General features: G+C 43.2%; 14 protein-coding genes. 13 read left to right on the top strand and 1 reads right to left on the bottom strand.

Annotated features, from left to right (window positions below; translation table 11 throughout):
• The first annotated feature begins 113 nt into the window (after positions 1–113).
• From B5Z18_RS09805 to B5Z18_RS09785, 5 genes are all read left to right on the top strand, one after another.
• The gene (locus B5Z18_RS09805; protein WP_079469177.1) at positions 114–773 is read left to right on the top strand and encodes a suppressor of fused domain protein; all 660 of its coding nucleotides are present in this window, start codon (positions 114–116) and stop codon (positions 771–773) included.
• A 60-nt stretch (positions 774–833) separates the two neighbouring features.
• The gene (locus B5Z18_RS09800) at positions 834–1,526 is read left to right on the top strand and encodes a helix-turn-helix transcriptional regulator (protein WP_079469176.1); all 693 of its coding nucleotides are present in this window, start codon (positions 834–836) and stop codon (positions 1,524–1,526) included.
• Between the two features lie 71 nt (positions 1,527–1,597).
• Entirely contained in the window at positions 1,598–2,101 is a 504-nt protein-coding gene (locus tag B5Z18_RS09795) for a DinB family protein (protein ID WP_079469175.1), read from the top strand.
• Positions 2,102–2,240: 139 nt separating this feature from the next.
• The gene (locus tag B5Z18_RS09790; RefSeq protein WP_079469174.1) at positions 2,241–3,260 is read left to right on the top strand and encodes a retropepsin-like aspartic protease; all 1,020 of its coding nucleotides are present in this window, start codon (positions 2,241–2,243) and stop codon (positions 3,258–3,260) included.
• Positions 3,261–3,304: 44 nt separating this feature from the next.
• The gene (locus tag B5Z18_RS09785) at positions 3,305–3,667 is read left to right on the top strand and encodes a hypothetical protein (protein WP_079469173.1); all 363 of its coding nucleotides are present in this window, start codon (positions 3,305–3,307) and stop codon (positions 3,665–3,667) included.
• Positions 3,668–3,682: 15 nt separating this feature from the next.
• On the opposite strand, the gene B5Z18_RS09780 is transcribed toward B5Z18_RS09785, so the two are convergent.
• Positions 3,683–4,564 carry a helix-turn-helix domain-containing protein gene (locus B5Z18_RS09780; protein WP_079469172.1) on the bottom strand — a complete coding sequence of 294 codons (882 nt, stop codon included), beginning with the start codon at positions 4,562–4,564 and terminating at the stop codon, positions 3,683–3,685.
• 266 nt (positions 4,565–4,830) lie between these two features.
• On the opposite strand from B5Z18_RS09780, the gene B5Z18_RS09775 reads away from it, so the two are divergent.
• The 8 genes from B5Z18_RS09775 to B5Z18_RS09740 all read left to right on the top strand — a co-directional run bounded on the left by B5Z18_RS09775 (position 4,831) and on the right by B5Z18_RS09740 (position 21,185).
• The gene (locus B5Z18_RS09775; protein WP_079469171.1) at positions 4,831–6,480 is read left to right on the top strand and encodes an alpha-L-fucosidase; all 1,650 of its coding nucleotides are present in this window, start codon (positions 4,831–4,833) and stop codon (positions 6,478–6,480) included.
• Positions 6,481–6,524: 44 nt separating this feature from the next.
• On the top strand, positions 6,525–7,793 hold the full coding sequence (fucP, locus tag B5Z18_RS09770; RefSeq protein WP_079469170.1) for an L-fucose:H+ symporter permease: 1,269 nt from the start codon (positions 6,525–6,527) through the stop codon (positions 7,791–7,793).
• Positions 7,794–7,810: 17 nt separating this feature from the next.
• The gene (locus B5Z18_RS09765; protein ID WP_079469169.1) at positions 7,811–8,827 is read left to right on the top strand and encodes an aldo/keto reductase; all 1,017 of its coding nucleotides are present in this window, start codon (positions 7,811–7,813) and stop codon (positions 8,825–8,827) included.
• 15 nt (positions 8,828–8,842) lie between these two features.
• Positions 8,843–9,178: an L-rhamnose mutarotase gene (locus B5Z18_RS09760; protein WP_079469168.1), complete on the top strand. Its 336-nt coding sequence runs from the start codon at positions 8,843–8,845 to the stop codon at positions 9,176–9,178.
• Positions 9,179–9,351: 173 nt separating this feature from the next.
• A complete protein-coding gene (locus B5Z18_RS09755; protein WP_079469167.1) occupies positions 9,352–13,449 on the top strand; it encodes a two-component regulator propeller domain-containing protein in 4,098 nt (1,365 codons plus the stop codon).
• Positions 13,450–13,577: 128 nt separating this feature from the next.
• Positions 13,578–16,433: a TIM-barrel domain-containing protein gene (locus B5Z18_RS09750; RefSeq protein ID WP_079469166.1), complete on the top strand. Its 2,856-nt coding sequence runs from the start codon at positions 13,578–13,580 to the stop codon at positions 16,431–16,433.
• Positions 16,434–16,475: 42 nt separating this feature from the next.
• Positions 16,476–19,574 (top strand): SusC/RagA family TonB-linked outer membrane protein, encoded by a 3,099-nt coding sequence (locus tag B5Z18_RS09745; protein WP_235015892.1) that lies wholly within the window; start codon positions 16,476–16,478, stop codon positions 19,572–19,574.
• A gap of 18 nt (positions 19,575–19,592) precedes the next feature.
• Positions 19,593–21,185 (top strand): RagB/SusD family nutrient uptake outer membrane protein, encoded by a 1,593-nt coding sequence (locus tag B5Z18_RS09740; protein WP_079469164.1) that lies wholly within the window; start codon positions 19,593–19,595, stop codon positions 21,183–21,185.
• The last annotated feature ends 116 nt before the right edge of the window (positions 21,186–21,301 follow it).

Here is a 21,301-nt window from a genome sequence, read left to right as displayed (position 1 = left end):
GTAGAGCCAGTACGTGTGCCAGCGTTGCCGCGCATGCGCCTGGTGATGAATATGGCTTTTTTCACAACTTGGCTTATATTAGAGTTGTTTATTTGTATTAACCTACTATTCTTATGACACCAGAAGAGTACAAACAAAGATTCCGCGAAGATGATGCCGTTGGATGGCTTTCAATAGATAGCGCCCTGGAAACGGTTTATGGTAAAACAGAACCACGTCATTATGGCCCGCTCTGCGGCATCCATTTTATGGCCGGAGGTACTGATCCGATAGACGGCGCCAGCATCTACGATTCCAACAAATCTGAATACCACAGGCATATCATCAGTTATGGCATGTCGGAACTTTACTACGATCATGAAAAGGCCGGTGGAGAGTTCAGTAAATGGGGTTTTGAATTTACCTTCAGATTGAAACCATTTGCGGAAGATAAAGATGATCCGCTGTGGACAGTTCATGTAATGAACAATCTTGCGCGATATGTATTTAACAGTGGGAAATGGTTTGAGGAGAATCATTTTATACCTGCCAAAGGTCCCATCCGGCTTGATACCCAGACGGAAATAACCGCTTTTGTACTGGCGCTTGACCCCGAACTGGGCAGGATAGAAACGCCACATGGCGAAGTGTCTTTCCTGCAATTGGTGGGAATAACAAACGCTGAACTGGAAAGGTTAATGCGGAATCCCACCACCACTGAGGTGGCTACGCTGATTAATGAATTACGAAAAGATAATCCCCTGTTGATAACTGATCTGAACAGGAAATCTTAACGATATGCTGGAGTTGTTGTCTCTTCAAAAATAAAAATACAATGCTGGAAAATTTCAATAATGGCCGATAATGAGACAAAGCGACTTTCACGACTGGCTGCAATTTTAACCCAATTGCAAACGAAACGGCTTTTGACAGCACCGGAACTGGCCGGCAAATTTTCGGTCAGCAACAGAACCATTTACCGGGATATTAAAGCGCTGGAACAGGCTGGCGTGCCAATTCTGACAGAAGAAGGAAGAGGTTATACCTTAATGGAAGGGTATAGAATTCCACCGGTAATGTTTACGGAAAACCAGGCCAACGCCTTAATTCTGGCAGAACAATTAGTGCTGAAAAACAAAGACGCTTCTTTTGTTAAGGATTATTCAGAAGCTATTGAAAAAATCAAAGCTGTATTAAGACATAATGTAAAAGATAAAGCCAACCTCCTGGCCGAACGCACACAATTTGACCAGAATATTAACCGGGAAAGAAACAGCAACAACTTATCTGATCTGCAGTTTGCCCTTACAAATTTTTATGTGACAAAAATTGAATATGCCAATGAAGCCAACAAAGTTACCAGCAGATTGATTGAACCTTTTGCTTTACTAAGCACACAGGAAAACTGGTTATTGGTGGCATGGTGCCGCTTACGCAGTGAATTCCGGTATTTCCGGCTGGACAGGATTAAAAGACTGGAAATCCTTGCCGAAAAGTTTACCCCTCATAAAATGACCTTGCAGGAATACTTCGACAAATATTATTAACTCCTTCCTACCCTTGACATAGGGCTGTCATTACCTCCTTATAATTTTGCTGAAACATTAAATTAGTAAAAATGAATCTGCAAAATTTAGTTACAAATTATGCCGGCTATAATTTGTCGGTAAACCAACAATTCGTGAATTGGTTGTCCAGAAAATCAGATGAACAATTGCACCAGGAGGCGCCGTCGAGTTTTTCCAGTATTCTCAAAACCTTGAATCATATTTGGGGGATGGAGGAATATTGGTATAGTATTATTTGCCAGAAACCAGACTTTGTAAATCGTTATGGTATAGAGGATCTGAAAAGGGAAGAAGTTTTTCAGGGACTGGTGAACAGGTCGCAAATACTGGCAGAGGACATAAAATCATTTTCGGAGCGTGATCTGGTGGAAAAAATAAAAGTGGTAAGTCCGTGGTTTGAAGCCAATCAATCCCGCTATGAATACATACAGCATTTTGTGAATCATGGTACTTATCACAGGGGGCAAATAGTAACTATTGGTAGGAATATCGGAATAACTGATGCCCCAGGAACAGATTATCTCTTTTTCAATTTAATGAAGGAGCAGGAATAAAGCAGTCCGGCATTTTGCTGAATGGCCCCTGCAATGGAAATTTGCAGGGGCTCTTTGCTTTAAGCACTTTTAATTAACTTGCTTTCTCATGCCGGACAACAGGAAGGTCAATAGTTTATTTAACTGATAGCATCTGTTTATGCGTTTTCTTACTTTAATATTGCTTTTATTCGCTGGTAGTGTATCTGCGCAGTTTACCAATGCTGACCAATTTGTCCGTTCCAGGGAGGGGAAAAATGTGTGGGAGAAAAGTACCATGTTCTGGCGTTGTATGAAGGCCATGAAAGCGGATCCCACAAATAAAGAAGCCGTTCAGATCTGCAATTGCCAGGTAGACCAGATTGATGGATATTTTCCCATGAAACTGATAAAAGAATATGAATATTTATATCCCAATTTATCATTGGCTAAACTTATAGAAGCAGATACTGTACTGCAGGCACGCATCGACCAATGTTACAAAGATGTTTCGCAAACCAACCTTTTTTTCTCACCCGCTCAGATTATGTCCTACCGCGATTCTATGGCCGCTTATATTCGCCGGAATAAAAAGGAGGAACTGGATGAGAGCAGGGTAAATTCCTATTGCGATTGTGCCGTATCTGTAATGGCTAAACGAAAAATAAATGCGCAAACCATTAACGATATGAATGATCCCAATTCCATGCTGTTTAATGAAATAGCTTACCGTTGTGGCGGGTATCCCTATAAAAGAGTATCAACTACCACCGCCTGGAAAGCCACCGACAGTTTGGATGTAACCAGTAATAAAAGGATCGATTCTATAGATGTAATTACCGTAAGCGCTATGACGAAGCTGAAAGTAAAAATAGGACCGCTGGTAAACGTATGGATGCTCGATTGCGGCGCCACGGATATGCTGGTGTCGGACACGATGATCAATAAATTGCTTCAATTGAAACTGGTTTCCGGAAATGATTTCCTGGGGCGGCAAACATACACTCTTGCCAATGGAAAGGAGATTTTATGTGATGTGTATAGAATCAACAATGTTCAGGTAGGGAAGTTCACCGTTAATAACCTCGTAATTGGCGCTTCCAAAGAAACAGATACCTTTTTGCTGGGTAAAACTTTTCTTAATAAGTTCCGGCGCTGGTCTATTGATAACCAGCGTAACCAATTGATTTTGGAGAGATGATTTTCCCATGTTAAAGCAAATAATTGATTTAATAGTTAAATTACATGATAACCAGTAAAAAACAGATTATGACTGTGGATGAAATTTATTCAAGCATAGGACAAGGTATTTCCAACGCCATCGAAGAAAGTAACTGGACAAATGCCAAACTGGATATAGAAGTTGTCGGAAACGGCGTTGTGGGTTACACCGGTGATTACCGGGTTGATAATACAACCGTTAATCTGTCTGTTAGAAAAATCCCCAGGGATATTAGAAATTGGCTGAAGGAATTACACAGTATTACTACTGAGGGAGGGAAAAATAAATGGAACAGGGCCATTTTCAGATTGGAGCCTGATGGTAAGTTCAGTATAGAATTTATCTGGGATCAGCAGTTACATGACCAGGTTGAAGAATTAAACTAATAACAAAGCCAATATTTAAAACCCTATCATATCCATTTGTTTTTTGTAGTTCCCCGGAGACATCCCGGTGATTTTTTTAAAAATTTTAGAGAAGTAAAACACATTTTCAAAACCCGTTTGTGTGGCAATTTCCGAAAAGGTCATCTGTGTCGTTACAATGAGGTATTGGGCCCTTTCAATTCTTTTTTCGTGTATATACTTTACCGGCCTTTCCCCGGTGTGTTGATGGAAAAGACGCGAAAAATAATCTGTATGCAGGTTTGCTCTTTTCGCCAGGGAGGTTACTGATAAATCGCGACTCAGGTTTAATTGAATATAACTGATAGCATTTAAAATTTTAACCGGCACATGACCTCCGTCTTTATATTTAAATATCTCCTGTGTCAAAAAACGGGAAACCAGTTGTAAGAGAATGCCGTGTGTTTCCGTAAATGTTGACATGCTTTGCAGGTTATTAAGATCCTGATACTCTTTATAGAAGACGTTTTTTTCATATATCCTCGGATTGTCGGAACGATTGATGCCCCTGCCTGGGTTTATTTCCAGCAAACGTGCAAAATTCAGTATATCAATATCAGTCGCTTTTACCTTAAAAATGGACCTGTTATTTTCGAACAGGGAAATACCATCCGACGATTCCTCAAAAAACTGGACGAAATACTGACTAAGGTGGCTGGGGCAAACCAGGTTACACAATGTAAAGCTTGGTATGATGTACAGAAAACCGGGCTCAAGTTTGATTTTAGCTGAAACGTCCCAGATCTCTCCTTCTCCGCCGTCAATATAATATAGCCTGAAGTATGGGCTGATTACGTTTTTGTAATTCCACCTGGAGTCAAGCTTTACATGATCAACGTTCAATAACGTGAATGTATGTTTTAGCGCTCTTTTAATCATGTTGTATAATTAATTAGCAATACCAGTTGAAATGCCCCCGTATGGAAGGCTGCTTCCACTTTTCAGATATTACGTTTTTTTAAACATTACGATTCCGATACAGCAATAATACACAAATAGTCGGTTTTGTATAAAGAAAAGTCCTATTACGCCAAATGTTTGATGAGTATTTCGGAGTAAGTTTGATTTATCAATTATAAGCGGCGGATTATTCATCAATCAACCGGTAACCCGGAACTTATATTAGAGCTAATAAAATAAATTCCATGAAAAGAAGAACGCTGATAAAAGGCATAGCCACAGGCTTGTCTTCTCTATATCTATCTGATCTTTACGCACACAGTTTGCTGGCATCTCAGCCAATTCCACGCATGGCACCAGGTCCATTTCTACCTACCTGGGACTCACTCAGGCAATACCAGGTTCCGGACTGGTTTCGGGATGCAAAGTTTGGAATCTGGGCCCATTGGGGGCCGCAATGCCAGCCGGAACGCGGCGACTGGTACGCCCGCGGCATGTACCAGGAAGGCAGCGACCAGTATAAATATCACCTGGAAAAATATGGACACCCTTCAAAATTTGGTTTTAAGGATGTCATAAACGAATGGAAGGCAGAGAACTGGAACCCGGAAGAACTGGTTACTTTATACAAAAAAGCCGGCGCCAAATATTTTATGGCGATGGCCAATCACCACGATAATTTTGATCTGTTCCCCAGCAAATACCACAACTGGAATTCTACCAAGCTAGGACCCAAAAAAGATATCATTGGCGGCTGGGCAAAAGCGGCCAAAGAACAGGATCTGCCCTTTGGCGTTACTGTTCATGCCTCCCATGCCTGGACCTGGTATGAGGTGGCCCAGCGCTCAGACAAGAGCGGCCCCTATGCAGGAGTTCCTTATGATGGCAAACTGACTAAAGCCGATGGCAGCAATAAATGGTGGAATGGTTATGATCCGCAGCAGTTGTATGCTCAAAATCATGCATTGAGTAAGGATAGTCTTAATGATGGCAGCATGGGCGGCTATTGGGATTGGGGTAACGGCGCAAGTATACCTGATAAAGCTTACTGTGACAGTTTTTTAAACCGGACCATTGAACTTATCAATAAATATGGCCCCGAACTGGTTTATTTTGATGACAATGTGCTGCCGCTTTTACAGGTAAGCGATGCGGGCCTCAAAATAGCTGCTCATTTCTATAACACCAGTGTGAAGAAACATGGAAAATTACAAGCTGCTCTATTTGGAAAAATGTTGAATGAGCAGCAACGTAAATGCATGATCTGGGATATTGAGCGTGGCCAAAGTAACCAGATAGAACCCCTGCCCTGGCAAACGGATACCTGTATCGGTGGCTGGCATTACGACCGCCGCCTGTTTGATAACAAAGGCTATAAGAGCGCCAAAACAGTGGTACATACCCTGGCTGACGTGGTAAGTAAAAATGGTAATCTCTTACTGAATGTTCCTGTACGCGGTGATGGTAGTATCGACAGTGAAGAACGCGCGGTAGTAGAACAGGTGGCGGACTGGATGAAGATCAACAGCGAAGCAATTTATAGTACACGTCCCTGGAAAACATTTGGAGAAGGCCCGGCGATACAGTCTGTTGTGGCTTTGAGCGCACAGGGTTTTAATGAAGGGAAAGGCAAGCCATTTGAAGCAGGAGATATTCGTTTTACTACAAAAGGCAAAACACTTTACGCAATAGTGCTCGGATGGCCGTCAGATAAAGTTACTTTAATTAAATCTTTGGCCCCGGATAATCAGGCGGGAAATGTAAGCCACGTAAGCATGCTGGGAAATGACCGGTTGAACTTTGAGCAAACATCCGAAGGGTTGAAGGTGCAGTTACCTGACCAGCCACCGCGGAAAGAAGCATTTGTGTTGAAAATTGAAGGAGCGATCGTATAAATGTTTTTTTGTTTGATCAGTCAATGTAAATTTTAGATTTTAATATGGCAAAGGCCCGTACACTTTTCCCGTTTATATTGATTACAAGCCTGTTCTTTTTATGGGGTTTTGCACATAATCTTGATCCTATACTTATACCACATTTGCAGAAATCATTTACACTTACCACTGTACAGGCTACGCTGGTTGATTCTGCAGTGTTTATCGCGTATTTTCTCATGGCTTTGCCCGCTGGGTTCATCATGAAAAAATACGGGTATAAAGCAGGGATTATAACGGGACTGCTGGTTTTCGCACTGGGTTCGTATTTATTTATCCCGGCTGCCAATACCCAGCAGTATACCTTTTTCCTGATAGCCTTGTTTATCATTGCCTGCGGACTCACGATCCTGGAAACGGCGGCTAATCCTTATGCCTCCTCGCTTGGCGATCCTGAATCCTCTACCCAGCGGCTTAACCTTGCACAATCATTTAATGGCCTGGCGGCCACACTTGCGCCCGTGATCGGCGCACGCGTTATACTTACAAAAGGCTATACTGCAGCACAATTAAGTACAATGACGGAAGAAGGCCGGAAGCTGGCCCTTGCTGCTGAAGCTGCCACCGTGAAGATGCCTTATTTTATTCTCGGCAGCGTGCTGGTGTTAATAGCTGTGGTTTTTGCGTTTACCCGTTTGCCGGCCATTCAAACAAATGAAGGACATGTAGCCAGTAAGAATATTTTTCACGCTTTTAAACACCGTCATTTAACCTGGAGCGTTATTGCACAATTCTTTTATGTAGGCGCCCAGGTGTGCGTGTTTAGTTTGTTTATCCTTTATGCACCAAAGGCTGCCGGTATATCGGAAGTAAAAGCCGCTGATTATTTAGGGTTATGCGGACTGGCATTTTTAATTGGAAGATTTATAGGCACCTATCTGATGCAATACTATAGTTCGGCCAGGTTGCTTGCTGCGTATGCAGTCATCAATATTTTACTTTGCATCATCGCCATCTGGGGATATGGTATGATCACTATCTATACGGTTGTTGGTATTTGCTTTTTTATGTCCATTATGTTTCCTACTATTTTTGCGCTTGGCATAAAAGATTTACGCGGTGATACTGAATTTGGAAGTAGTTTAATTATTATGTCCATTGTTGGGGGCGCCGTTTTGCCAAGAGTATTCGGTTACATAAGCGATGTAACAGGTAATATTCAATATGGTTACGCAGTACCATTGATCTGTTTCGCGGTAGTGGCCTTTTTTGGAATAAAAGGTCACCGCGTAATAGTGAAGCCTGAAAATTTACCTGTTTCAGCTATTCTTTGAAAATAAGAGATTTTTATATGGAGGAACTCACACTGCCCAAAGTAATTTTTGGCACCAGCGGGTTGGGAAATTTATATGTTGCGCTACCGGATGAAGTGAAGCGGTCTATTGTTAATGAAAGCATCAAATATTCCCCCAGGCCGGCTGTATTTGATTCCGCCGGTAAATATGGCGCCGGGCTGGCGCTGGAGTCCCTGGGACGATCCCTGAAGGAATTAAATATCAATCCCAAGGATGTACTGATCAGCAATAAGCTGGGTTGGCTGCGTACTGAATTAAAAACAGCCGAACCCACTTTTGAACCCGGAATATGGAAAAACCTGGAGTATGATGCCGTTCAGAAAATAAGTTACGATGGTATCCTGGAATGCTATGAGCAGGGGAATAAACTGCTCGGTAACTATCATGCGCAGCTGGTATCTGTACATGATCCCGACGAATACCTCGCCGCATCAGACGATGAGGAGGATAAAAAAAGGCGCTACCAGGATATTCTGGATGCTTACCGGGCATTAAATGAATTAAAACAGGCCGGCAAAGTTAAAGCGATCGGCGTGGGCGCAAAGGATTGGCGCATCATAAGAAAAATAACGGAGGACGTAAAACTGGACTGGGTAATGATTGCCAATAGTATGACTATTCACAGTCATCCCACGCCGCTGGTGAATTTTATGCAACAACTTTCGCATCAGGGTGTTGCAGTTATAAATTCTTCTGTTTTTAACGGAGGCTTTTTAACAGGATCGGCTTATTATAATTATCAATTGACAGATCCTGAAAAAGATAAAAATTTATATCACTGGCGGCAACAGTTTTATCAATTGTGCGAGGATTATAAAATAAGACCGGTAGAGGCATGCGTAATTTTTGGCCTGAATGCACCCGGAGTTACAAGCATTGCTTTAAATACCACCCAGGTAGAAAGGGTGGTACAAAATGTTGCATTGCCCAACTCAATAATCCCCGAAGGATTTTGGAAGAAGATGAAAGAACGCGGACTGATTGATCAGTTCTATGCTTCCAGCTATTTGTAAAAGTTAATTGAATTTATGAAAAGATACTGTTTAGCCCTCGATTTAAAGGATAATCCGGAGCTGATAGCAGAATACGAGTATTGGCACAGGGCAGAAAATGGTTGGCCGGAAGTACGGAAAAGCATTCTTGATGCAGGGATTGTGGAAATGCAGATCTATAGAACCGGCAATCGCTTAATGATGATCATGGAAACCAATGACCAGTATGATGAAACAGCAAAAAATGCTTCGGATGCAGCCAATCCAAAAGTACAGGAATGGGAACAGTTAATGTGGAAGTTCCAGCAACCGTTGCCCTGGGCGAAAGAGGGAGAGAAATGGCTGTTGATGGAACAGATATTTCAACTTTAAAAAATAAAATATAAGGCACCTGGCGTTTTAATGCTTCAACAAAAGAAAAATCGTTACAGCAAATTTGTCATTTGATTTGGACATGTTATCCCAATCATTTTATTATCTTAGTTCTTGATTTTACGGGATTGTAGACCGGACAACGCAAATTTTTATATGTCAAATCAGATGCAATGCGTTACCTTTTTTGGATTATTTTGCTGTTACAATCTCTTTCTGTTTTAGCACAAAGCGAACATTATAATTTTTCCAAGCTCAATACGTATACCGGTTTGTCACATAACCAGGTAAATACTGTGCTAAAGGACCCTGATGGGTTTTTATGGTTTGGTACTACGTATGGACTTAATCGTTATGACGGATATTTCTGTAAAGTATTTCGTAAAGATCACAATGACAGTACTTCCATAAAGGACAACAATATCTTGTCACTTTATGAACTTCCTGATAGGAAAATGTGGGTATCTACAATGGGTGGCCCCTGTATTTATAATCCGGATACGGAAAAATTCAATGGCAGCTCTGATGACTATTTACATGCTATCGGTTTGCCGCCTGGTACTATTGCCAATATAGTAAAAGGAAATAATAACAGGTACTGGTTCCTGTATGAGGATAAGGGTTTGTTCCTGTATTCCGCTGACAACAAAATAGTAAAGCCATTCAAACCGAAAGCAACACAAACTTCCGAAAAGATTACTTCCATTAGTGAAACAAACGACGGAAAGTTATGGCTGGTATATCAATCAGGTTTTTTACAGGAGTATGATATAAAGCTGGACAAAATAATTTCTTCCACCACTGCTTTCCAAAAACGTAATAAAGATGATAACCCCTATAAGCTGTTTATAGATAGCGATAATGATCTCTGGCTTTGGCGTTATAACTTCGGTGTTTTTCTTTTTCACCCGGAAGATAACACCATCACGCAGTTTGATAAGAATTCGTATCCGGCGAGATTGAATTCAGAACTGGTAAGCCAGGTGGTTCAGGATGGCAATGGTTTGATCTGGGTAGGAACCGATCATGGAGGAGTAACGTTGATCGACAAAAAGAACCGGCTCAATACCAGTTACCTGCTGAACAACCCCAATGATCCCAAAAGCATCAGCCAGAATACCATTACCACGATGTACAGGGATGATCAGGGGATTATCTGGCTGGGAACCTACAAGCAGGGCGTGAATTATTATAACGGCAACATCGTTCAGTTTTCGTATTACCATCACCAGGAATTAAATGCAAAAAGCCTGCAGTTCGACGATGTAAACCGTTTTGTTGAAGATAAGATGGGTAATGTCTGGATTGGAACCAATGGTGGAGGATTGATCTATTTTGACAGGAAAAATAATACTTTCAAACAATATCTGTACGATCCAAAAAATGAAAACAGCCTGAGCAACAACGTAATTGTGAGCCTGTGCATGGATCATGAAGATGTTCTCTGGATTGGAACCTACCTCGGTGGCCTCAATCGCTTCGATGGTAAGAAGTTCACCCGGTACAGGCATAATGAGAATGATTCCTCCAGTTTGACCGACGACAAAGTTTGGGAAATTTTTGAAGACAGGAACCGGAATTTATGGATCGGTACTTTAGGTGGTGGTTTGGATCGTTTCGACAGAAGGACTAACCAGTTTAACCACTATAAAACCACGCAGGGAGTATTACTGTCCAATTATGTTTCTGCTATTATGGAGGACAGAAAAGGAAATTTATGGATCGGTACAGGTTACGGCATTGCTGTTATTGAAAAGAATAAACCCGCTGCTGTCTTCTACCTGGATACAAATGCAGGGAATAGCTTAAGCGATAATGGTGTTATCTGTCTTTTGGAAGACAGTAAGGGACGGATATGGGTAGGAACCAGGGAAGGTTTGAATTTGTTTGATGAACAGAAAAAGGAGTTTCGGACATTCACAGCATCAAACGGCCTTCCCGATAATATGATCCTGAATATTCTTGAAGATGACCATCAGACCCTGTGGATTTCTACGCCCAGTGGGTTATGTAACGCCATTCCCCGCCAGGATAATAAGCATCTTGATTTTTCTGTTATCAGTTATGATGCAACAAACAACCTGCAGAACCGCGAGTTTAACGATAACGCGGCATTAAAGCTGAGGAGCGGCGAATTAATCTTTGGTGGGCCATCGGGGTTTAATATTATCAATCCGGCTGCTATCGGTAATTCTGTTTATCACCCTAAAATTGTTTTCACCGGTTTTCAGATATTAAATAAAAATGTTGAACCCGGAGAACTGGTTAATAACCGCGTGTTGCTCAAACGCTCCTTATCCCAGCTGCAAAGTATTGACCTGAAGTATAAAGAAAATGTTTTTTCTATCGACTTTGCTGCGCTCGATTTTTCTCATAACGCATATGATAAATATGCATATATGTTGGAAGGGTTTAATGAAGACTGGTTGTATGCAGATGGTCATCAGCGGAGAGCCACTTATACCAATCTCAATCCCGGTCATTATGTTTTCAAAGTAAAAGTGTTGAACAGGGCCGGTTTGTGGAGTGAGGTGAAAACGCTGCAGATCAATATTGAACCCCCGTTCTGGAGAACCCCTGTTGCATACATTATATATCTGTTGATTGCTACGGGATTGTTCCTGCTTATCCGGCGCATTACATTAGACAGGATACATATGCGCTTTGAAGTTCGCCAGCAGCGCAGGGAAGCAGAAAGGGCGCATGCACTGGAACAGTTAAAAACAAAATTCTTTACCAATGTAAGCCACGAATTCCGTACGCCGCTGAGTCTTATCATCGCGCCATTGGATAAGATCATTAAAAATACGGCAGATGAAGAGCAGGTAAAACAACTAAACCTGGTACAGCGTAACGCAAAACGCCTGTTAAGCCTTGTTAACCAGCTACTCGATTTCAGGAAAATGGAGGTACAGGAAGTAAAACTGCATCCTTCCATAGGCGATATCGTCCGGTTTTGCAGGGAAACCAGTTACTCTTTTACTGATATTGCAGAAAAAAAGAAGATAGGATTTTCATTCTCATCTGACATTGATAGCCTCGAAATTTATTTTGACAAAGACAAAATTGAAAAGATTTTATTCAACCTGTTGTCCAACGCTTTTAAATATACGCATGATGGTGGGATGGTGAGCGTTAACTTAGTGTATAGGCAGCCGGCAGATAATGATTCCGATGGAACGTTTGCTATTGAAATAAAAGATTCAGGTATCGGCATCCCGGCCGATCAGCATGAAAAGATTTTTGAACGGTTTTTTCAGACAGATGTTCCGGAGAGCATGGTAAACCAGGGAACCGGTATAGGGTTGGCTATCACAAAGGAGTTTGTAAGATTACACAACGGGATCATCACCGTAAAAAGCGAACCGGATCAGGGTACCTGTTTTACAGTATTGCTTCCTGCAAAGAAAGTGTATGTTTCTTCCGGCCGGACCTCAACTACGCCCACATTCCCAGAGGAAACGGAGCAAATAATAGTGGAAGAAAAAAAGAAAGGGGATAAGAAGAAGACAATAATCGTAGTGGAAGACAATGAAGACCTGCGCTTTTATTTAAAAGATAACCTGAAAGGGCAGTACCATATTGAAGAAGCCGCAAACGGGAAGGAGGGCTGGGAGAAAATAAAGCTGTTAAATCCTGATCTTGTGGTAAGCGACATCATGATGCCTCTAATGGACGGCGTTGAACTTGCCCGGAAAATTAAAACCGAAACACTCACGGCTCATATTCCTGTCATTTTGCTTACCGCTATGGGAAGCGAAGAAAAACAGCTGGAGGGATTGAAAGCCGGCGTGAACGATTATATTACCAAACCCTTCACCTTTGAGATCCTGGCTTCGCGGATCAATAATTTGCTGGCACAACAAAAATTATTGCAAAAGAGGTTCCAAAAGCAGATTGAAGTCAACCCCGGGGAGGTGACCATCACCCCTGTAGACGAAAAATTCCTTAAACAGGCATTGGACATTATCGAAAAACAAATAGACAATCCGGAATTTTCCGTAGATGAGTTCAGTAAAGAGATGTACATGAGCAGGGTTACCCTGTACAGAAAGATACAATCGTTAACCGGTAAGTCGCCGTTAGATTTTATCCGTTCAATCCGTTTGAAAAGGGCTATCCAGTTATTAGACAAAAGCGGCATGTCTATTTCAGAAGTTGCCTACCAGGTAGGATTCAATGACCCCAAAATATTCCGTAAACTTTTCAAAGAAGAATTCAAAACCACCCCTTCAGAGTACCTGGCAAATCTTAAAAATAAAGGCCTTTAATAACCTGCCTCCCGAAATCCTACCAGTGATATTCAGGCATTTGTAACATTTGAACCCCTTGGTTGAATCATTCGACGCCCCGGTTTCTGGTGCCATAGCAATAGTTTTACGGCATCTAATCCACGTATATGAAATTACGATTGCTGCTGCTTAGCCTGCTGACTTTTACGTTATTTAATAATTTATTGGCGGCGCCACCTGCTTACATTAAACTTCCGGATGGGGTTATAGTTTTTACAGACTCCCTGCTTACAGGCGCTACAAATGCTGTTAAACTTGAAGTTGTTTCGGATGATATTATAAGAGTGATCGCTGCTCCCGGAAAAGAAATAGTAGCCGGTAACAGCCTGATAACCGTTTATCGTAAACAACCAGGGCTTACCTGGGATATCAGTACTTCCAAAGAAACACTGACGCTCAAAACAAAGAAATTGATTGTCACCGTCGACCGGGGCACAGGGGCCGTTACTTTCACGGATCTGGCAGGCAAAAAGATCCTGGCTGAGAAACAACTGTTCGGGCGGGATTTTCAATCCGCCATATTCGACGGCAAACGGTATTACACGATTAGCCAAACATTTCAGACGGCTGCCGGAGACGCATGGTATGGGCTCGGGCAACATCAGGACGGGATTATGAACTACCGTGGCCAACAGGTTACCTTCTTCCAGAACAATACAGAAGTGGCCGTTCCTTTTATGATCTCCAATAAAAACTACGGTATTCTGTGGGACAACTATTCCCTCACCAGGGCCGGCGATATCAGGCCACTTCATCCACTTTCTTCCATGCAGCTTTTTTCAAAGAAAGGCGAAGCCGGCTGGCTTACTGCCTCTTATTCCAATAATGCGCATAAACCGCAGGAAATAAGTACCGAAAGAGCCGAGACCAATATTAATATGGAGTTCCTGGGAGATTCAAAAGTCCTCTTGCCACGGGAATTTACACCTGCCTCCGGCATGGTGACCTGGGAAGGAAGTCTTTCCAGTTATCTCTCCGGTCTTCATCAGTTCCGTTTCACTTATGGCGGCTCCGTGAAAGTATGGCTGGATGGAAAACTTGTTTTGGATCGCTGGAGAAAAGCATGGAACCCCGCATCGGCACTGGTTTCCTGGAACTTCAAAAAAGCGGAAAAAGTACCTGTCAGAATTGAGTGGATACCTGAAGGCGGCGAATCCTATTTTTCTTTGAAATGGCAGGAGCCATTGAGCGAGGAGCAGCAAAACAGTTTTGGTTTCTGTTCCGAAGCCGGCAAACAGGTTGACTACTATTTCGTGTATGGCAATAATATGGATGAAGTGATTTCGGGTTACCGGTCGCTTACAGGTAAGGCGCCTATTGTTCCGAAATGGGCATTAGGCTTCTGGCAAAGCCGGGAGAGATACAAAACACAGGAGGAGTTACTGAACGCAGTTGCTGAATTCCGCAAAAGAAAGATTCCCATTGACAACATTGTGCTGGACTGGAGTTATTGGAGAGAAGCCGAATGGGGCAGCCAGGAGTTCGATGAAAAACGCTTTCCTTCTCCCGATAGCATGATTGATTTGCTGCATAAAAAGTACAACACTCAAATCATGATATCAGTATGGCCGAAATTTTATGATGGCATATCAGCTTACCATGAATTTGATAAGAAAGGATGGCTTTATAAAAGAAACATCGCTGATCAACAAAAAGACTGGATAGGCAAAGGATATGTTTCTACTTTTTATGATGCTTTCAACAACGCGGCCCGGAAAGGCTTCTGGGAGCTGATCAACGAAAAAATATATAGTAAAGGAATTGACGCATGGTGGATGGACGCCAGTGAACCGGACATTGTTTCCAATGTAAATCCCGAAAAGAGAAAGCTGCAAATGACACCCACCGCTTTGGGTAGCGCAGCAGAATTTCTGAATGCTTATCCCCTGCAAAATGCAAAAGGAATTTATGAAGGGCAACGTTCAACGGATCCGGATAAAAGGGTCTTTTTGCTGACACGTTCCGGCTTTGCAGGTTCGCAGCGCTATGCTGCCGCGATATGGAGCGGTGACATTGGCTCTACCTGGAATGATATGAAAGCACAAATAGCTGCAGGCGCTAATTTCTCTATGTCCGGACTTCCTTACTGGACGATGGATATTGGTGGTTTTGTGGTACCCCGCAAATTTGAAAACCCGGACGCAGCGGGACTGGAGGAGTGGAGGGAACTGATGACCCGGTGGTCGCAGTTTGGCGCTTTTGTTCCTTTGTTCCGGTCTCACGGGCAATTCCCTTACCGCGAAGTATTCAATACTGCTCCTGAAGGTCATCCTGCTTATGAAAGTTTCCTCTATTACGATAAGCTGCGTTACCGTTTACTGCCATACATCTATTCGCTGGCCGGGTGGACTTACCACAATGACTACACTATTATGCGGGGACTTGCGATGGACTTTGCAACAGATACCGCCGTATTGAATATTACCGATCAATATATGTTTGGTCCTTCGTTGCTAATAAATCCCGTATATGAATACCGGCAAACGAAACGCGCCCTGTATCTACCCAGGAGTGCAGGATGGTATGACCTCTATTCCGGGAAGTGGTATGCAGGCGGTCAGAAAATTACTGCCGACGCGCCATACGAACGGATGCCTTTATTTGTAAAAGCCGGATCCATCGTTCCCTTCGGACCCGGGTTACAATACACCACAGAAAAACAGGCCGATACCCTGACGTTGAACATCTACACCGGTGCAGACGCGTCTTTCAACCTGTATGAAGATGAAGGGGCCAATTACAATTATGAAAAAGGCGCCTTTTCCATTATCCCGGTAAAATATACCCAGGCAACAGGAACTGTTACTGTCGGAGACCGGAAGGGATCATTCAATGGCATGTTACAGAAAAGAACTATCCGTATCAATATTATTGCGCCCAATGAACCCAGGCGTCTGGATCTTGATGCAAAATGTGATAAGGAAGTAGTTTATGAAGGAAGAAAAATAGATATAAAAAAGTAGTCAGTTAAATCCACAATTATGAAATCAGCCAAACTTTTTTACTTGCGAGTATTGCTGCTGTGGGGCGCGCTTTGGGTCTTCGCCCCGGGCAAAAATGCCTATGCCCAAACTTCAAAGGTGAATGGAACGATCACCAGTCAAAGTACTTCCGTTCCGGTCCCTGCAGCATCAGTAACCGTTAAAAGCACCCGTGTCTCCACCATTGCGGATGATGCAGGAAAATTTACTATTGAGGCATCAATTGGTGATGTAATAGTAATTACATCCGTTGGTTTTGTTGAAAAAGAGGTAAAAGTTACCTCGCGCGAATTGAAAGTTCAGTTGCAGGACGCCGAAAGCCAGCTGGAAAATGTAGTGGTAATTGGTTATGGCGTACAGAAGAAAAAACTGGTTACAGGCGCTAACATACAGGTAAAAGGCGCCGACATCCAGAAACAGAATACTACCAGTGCCATGCAGGCTTTGCAGGGACAGGCGCCCGGTGTGCAAATCACTTCCTATTCGGGACAGCCAGGTTCAGGAATGAATGTTATCATTCGTGGTAAAGGTACTGTTGGTAACTTTGCTCCTTTATACATTGTGGATGGTGTTCAGACAGGTGACATCGCCTACCTGAACCCGGCGGACATAGAATCCATCGACATCCTGAAAGACGCTGCATCTGCTGCTATTTATGGTTCCCAGGCCGCCAACGGCGTTATCCTCGTTACCACAAGAACAGGAAAAGCCAACCAAAAACCACAGGTCACCCTGGATGTTTTTTATGGCGCCCAGCAGCTTGCCCGCAAAGCAAAACTGTTGAATGCAAAAGATTATGCTACCATTATAAATGAAGCCGCTGTTAACTCCGGTAAGGCGCCTTATTTCAGCAATGAGGTAGTCAACAACCTGCCGGTAAACACAGACTGGCTTGACCAGATGTTTAAAAAGAATGTACCGACTCAAAACTATGTATTGGGTGTACAGGGTGGCGGACCGGCTTCCACCTATTCCTTATCCCTGGGATATACCAGCCAGGGCGGCATCGTGGGCGGATCTGATATCTCTTACCTTGACCGCTACACGTTCAGAATAAATTCTGAACATAACTTATACCAGAATATCGTTAAGCTGGGAGAGCATCTTACGTTCAACTATCAAAACAACCACGGAATTGCTGTAGATGGTCAGTATAATAATACACTACGTTCTGCTTTTACTACCAGCCCGTTCCTGCCAATGTATGATACAGATGGCAGTTATTTCAGCAGTGATAAAAAAGGCTGGTATCCGGGAAAACCTGATCAGGCATGGAATAATACAGAAGCCAATCCGTATGCAGTGATGGACTATAACACGCGCAACCGGAACAGCAGCCAGGGCTTATTTGGCGATGTGTATTTACAGGTGGAACCTGTTAAAGGTTTAAAATTCCGCTCCAGCCTCGGTCTAAATTATTTCGCTAACCAAAGTCATGGTTATACACCGGTTTATCATCTTTCTATTTATTCCTTGAATGATACCGCTAAGGTGAGTCAATCAATGGGCAATGGACGGACTATCCAGTTCGACAATTTAATCAGCTATGATTTTGATGTTGCGGCTGATCACCATTTCGGCGTAATGGCGGGTAGTTCTTCGCTGAAAACACAAACTGTTGGTATGAATGGTTCCAACTGGGATCTGCGTGTTGCCGACATGCAACATGCCTACCTTTCTGTTGCTCAGAATGTGACCAGGGGCGCTCCTTATATGAGTCTTGGCGGCGGTCCGTCCGAAAATGCGTTGATGTCTTACTTCGGACGGTTGCAATACAACTTCCGGGAAAAATACCTGGTTAATGTAACATTCAGGGGTGATGGATCTTCCAAATTCGCTCCGGATCATCGCTGGGGATATTTCCCTTCCGTGTCTGCAGGATGGGTAACTTCTATGGAGAACTTTATGGAGGGCGTACAATGGTTGAATTTCCTTAAACTTCGCGGCAGCTGGGGCCAGGTTGGCAATCAGAACGTAGCGGCGTACCAGTTTGTATCTCCCATCAGCTTCAGTAATGCAGGTTATATATTCGGACCGGTAGAAGGAGCCAATACGCAGGGCGCTTATCCAAGCCGTATTGCCAATCCGGATGTAAAATGGGAAACATCCGAGCAAACCAATATCGGTTTTGACGCTACCATATTACAGCGCCTGAATGTGACATTTGATTATTATGTCAAAAAAACAAAGGATTGGTTAATTACAGTGCCTATTCTGGCTACTGCCGGAGCAGATGCACTGCTGATTAATGGGGGTGATGTGAAAAACACCGGCGTTGAACTGGCGCTGAATTACCGTAACAGCATCGGTAAAAACTTCCATTATTCAGTTGGTGTAAACGGCGCCTATAATAAAAACAGGATAGGAAATATTCCTACAAACGATCATGTGCTTCATGGCAATACCAATGTGCTGTATGCCAATGCCGGTGAATTTTACCGGGCAGCAAACGGTGAACCGGTAGGTTATTTCTGGGGATTTAAAACCGCAGGCGTTTTCCAGTCGGATGATGAGGTAGCGGCTTATAAAGGCAAAACAGGAACTCCGATTCAGCCCACCGCTAAGCCCGGAGATGTTCGTTATATCGATTTGAACAACGATGGTGTTATTGATGCCAATGACAAAACCAATATCGGTGATCCCAATCCTGATTTTACCTATGGTTTTAATATATCGCTCGATTACAAAGGGTTTGATCTCCTGGTACAGGCCTCCGGTGTAACAGGTAATCAGCTTGTTCAGTCGTACAGAGGACCGGGCGGCTTTGGTAACTATACTTCAGAAATACTGGACCGCTGGCATGGCCCGGGAACTTCCAACAGAATTCCCAGGGTAACAGAAGACGGTGCTAACTGGGCACAGTTCTCTGATCTGTACGTTTATAAAGGAGATTATCTGCGTATCAACACTATTACCCTTGGTTATGATTTTTCAAACCTGATCAAAAAAAATTACCTGGGCAAAGTAAGATTATATGCTTCCGTGCTGAATGCTTTCCTGTTTACCAAATACAATGGTATGGATCCTGAAGTTGGTTATAACGAGGGCTTTTCATCGGGAGTGGACTTAGGATATTATCCCAGGCCCAGAACATTTATGGTTGGAGCAAACATCCGGTTTTAAATTAAAAATGAATTGGCGATGAAAAACTTGAAATTTTATATACTGGCTTCTGCATTGTTGACATTGATTGCCTGTAACAAGGACTTTCTGGATTCAGAAGATGTAACGGCTGCCACAGAGCAGAATTTTTACAAAACACAAAATGATGCCTGGAAGGCATTGGTAGGCGTATATGATGGATTACAGCGTGTTTGGTCAGGTGGCGTTGCTTTTCCTGTTGCATCGGAAATCATGTCTGACGATGCATTTGGAGCCACCGGCAATGCTGACGGCTTCGGCTTTCAGATGATGGACGAGTTTGACAAACTCCGTTCGCCCTCAGATCAAAATATGTTTGGAGATAGCTGGGCGCTTTACTACAAGGCTATCTATCGCGCCAATATGCTTTTGTCGCACCTCGACGGAGTAGATTGGAAAGGAGATAACAATTTGCGTAAGACATATGAAGCGGAAACAAGGTTCATACGCGCCTATTGTTATTTTGATATGGTGCGGTTATGGGGAAATGTCCCATTGATCACCGTACCTACTACCGATAATGTGCCACAGGCCAGCGCAGACAGCGTTTATAAACTCATTACCGACGACCTGATATTTGCAGCTTCCAATCTTCCTGCTACCGGTTATGGTGCACAAAGCCCCTCTACCCGTGGACGGGTAACCAAATGGGCTGCCGAATCACTGATTGGTCGTGTGTTCCTTTGCTATACCGGTTATTACAATAAGCCCGACCTGGTAGGAACTGTTTCAAAAGCCCAGGCACTTGCTTACCTCGAGGATGTTATCAGTAATGGAGGATTTGGGTTGGTTGACAAATTTGCCAATTTATGGCCTGCTGCCTCTCTCAATAATTATGTAGGAGAAGATAATAAGGAAACGGTGTTTGCCATCAAGTACACTTATACCAGCGATTGGAATGGAAATGTGGATGGTAACCAGTGGATGGTGATGTTCGGTATTCGCGTTCAAAGTATTTATCCGTATGGAATGGGCTGGGGCGGCGCCACCGTGAATCCAAAACTTTGGAAAGCTTTCCCTGCCGGCGACAGCCGGAGAAATGCCTCTATCATTTCAATAGTGGACGAGGGGCTTGATTTTCAGAACATAAAGGATCAACGGGAGTATACCGGCTACTGCATTAAAAAATATACCCCCATGGCTGATGAGGCAGGAAGAAGTCTTGCAGAAAAAATGGGCGGCGCGAGCTTCATGATCAGCCAGTACCAGGATTATGTATCTATCCGTTACGCTGATGTTTTGTTAATGGCGGCTGAATTGGGCGCCGGCGGCGCGCAGGGTTACTTTGATGATGTGCGCAGAAGGGCGCTGGGAACCAGCTTTGTGCAGGTTCCGGTGAGCCAGGCAAATATTATAAATGAAAGAAGGCTGGAATTTGCGGGAGAAGGGATCCGTTACTGGGATCTTCTTCGCCAGGGGCTGAATGTTGCGGCATCAGCTATTGCCGAGTCGGTGACCCTTCAAAATGGCGGTGTGAATACCACCAAAACCATTTTGGCATCGAAGGTAATAGAAACAAAGGGCTTCGTGCAGATCCCTTATTCACAAATTACATTATCGAATAACGTATTAAAGCAAAATGCAGGATGGTAATAAGCTAAACCATTCTATAATATTATCAGGAAGACCGGGTAGGTAGAAAATGTGGTTGTTGGATGAATGCAAGATGGTGGCCCCGGTTTTCCTGGTTTTAAATTCAAGCGCTGTCA

Origin of the sequence: Chitinophaga ginsengisegetis, from assembly GCF_900168065.1 — a bacterium.
GTDB classification, from domain to species: Bacteria; Bacteroidota; Bacteroidia; order Chitinophagales; family Chitinophagaceae; genus Chitinophaga; species Chitinophaga ginsengisegetis.
The sequence above is the reverse complement of the archived record's forward strand: the minus strand, read 5'-3'. Positions and strand labels throughout refer to the sequence as shown.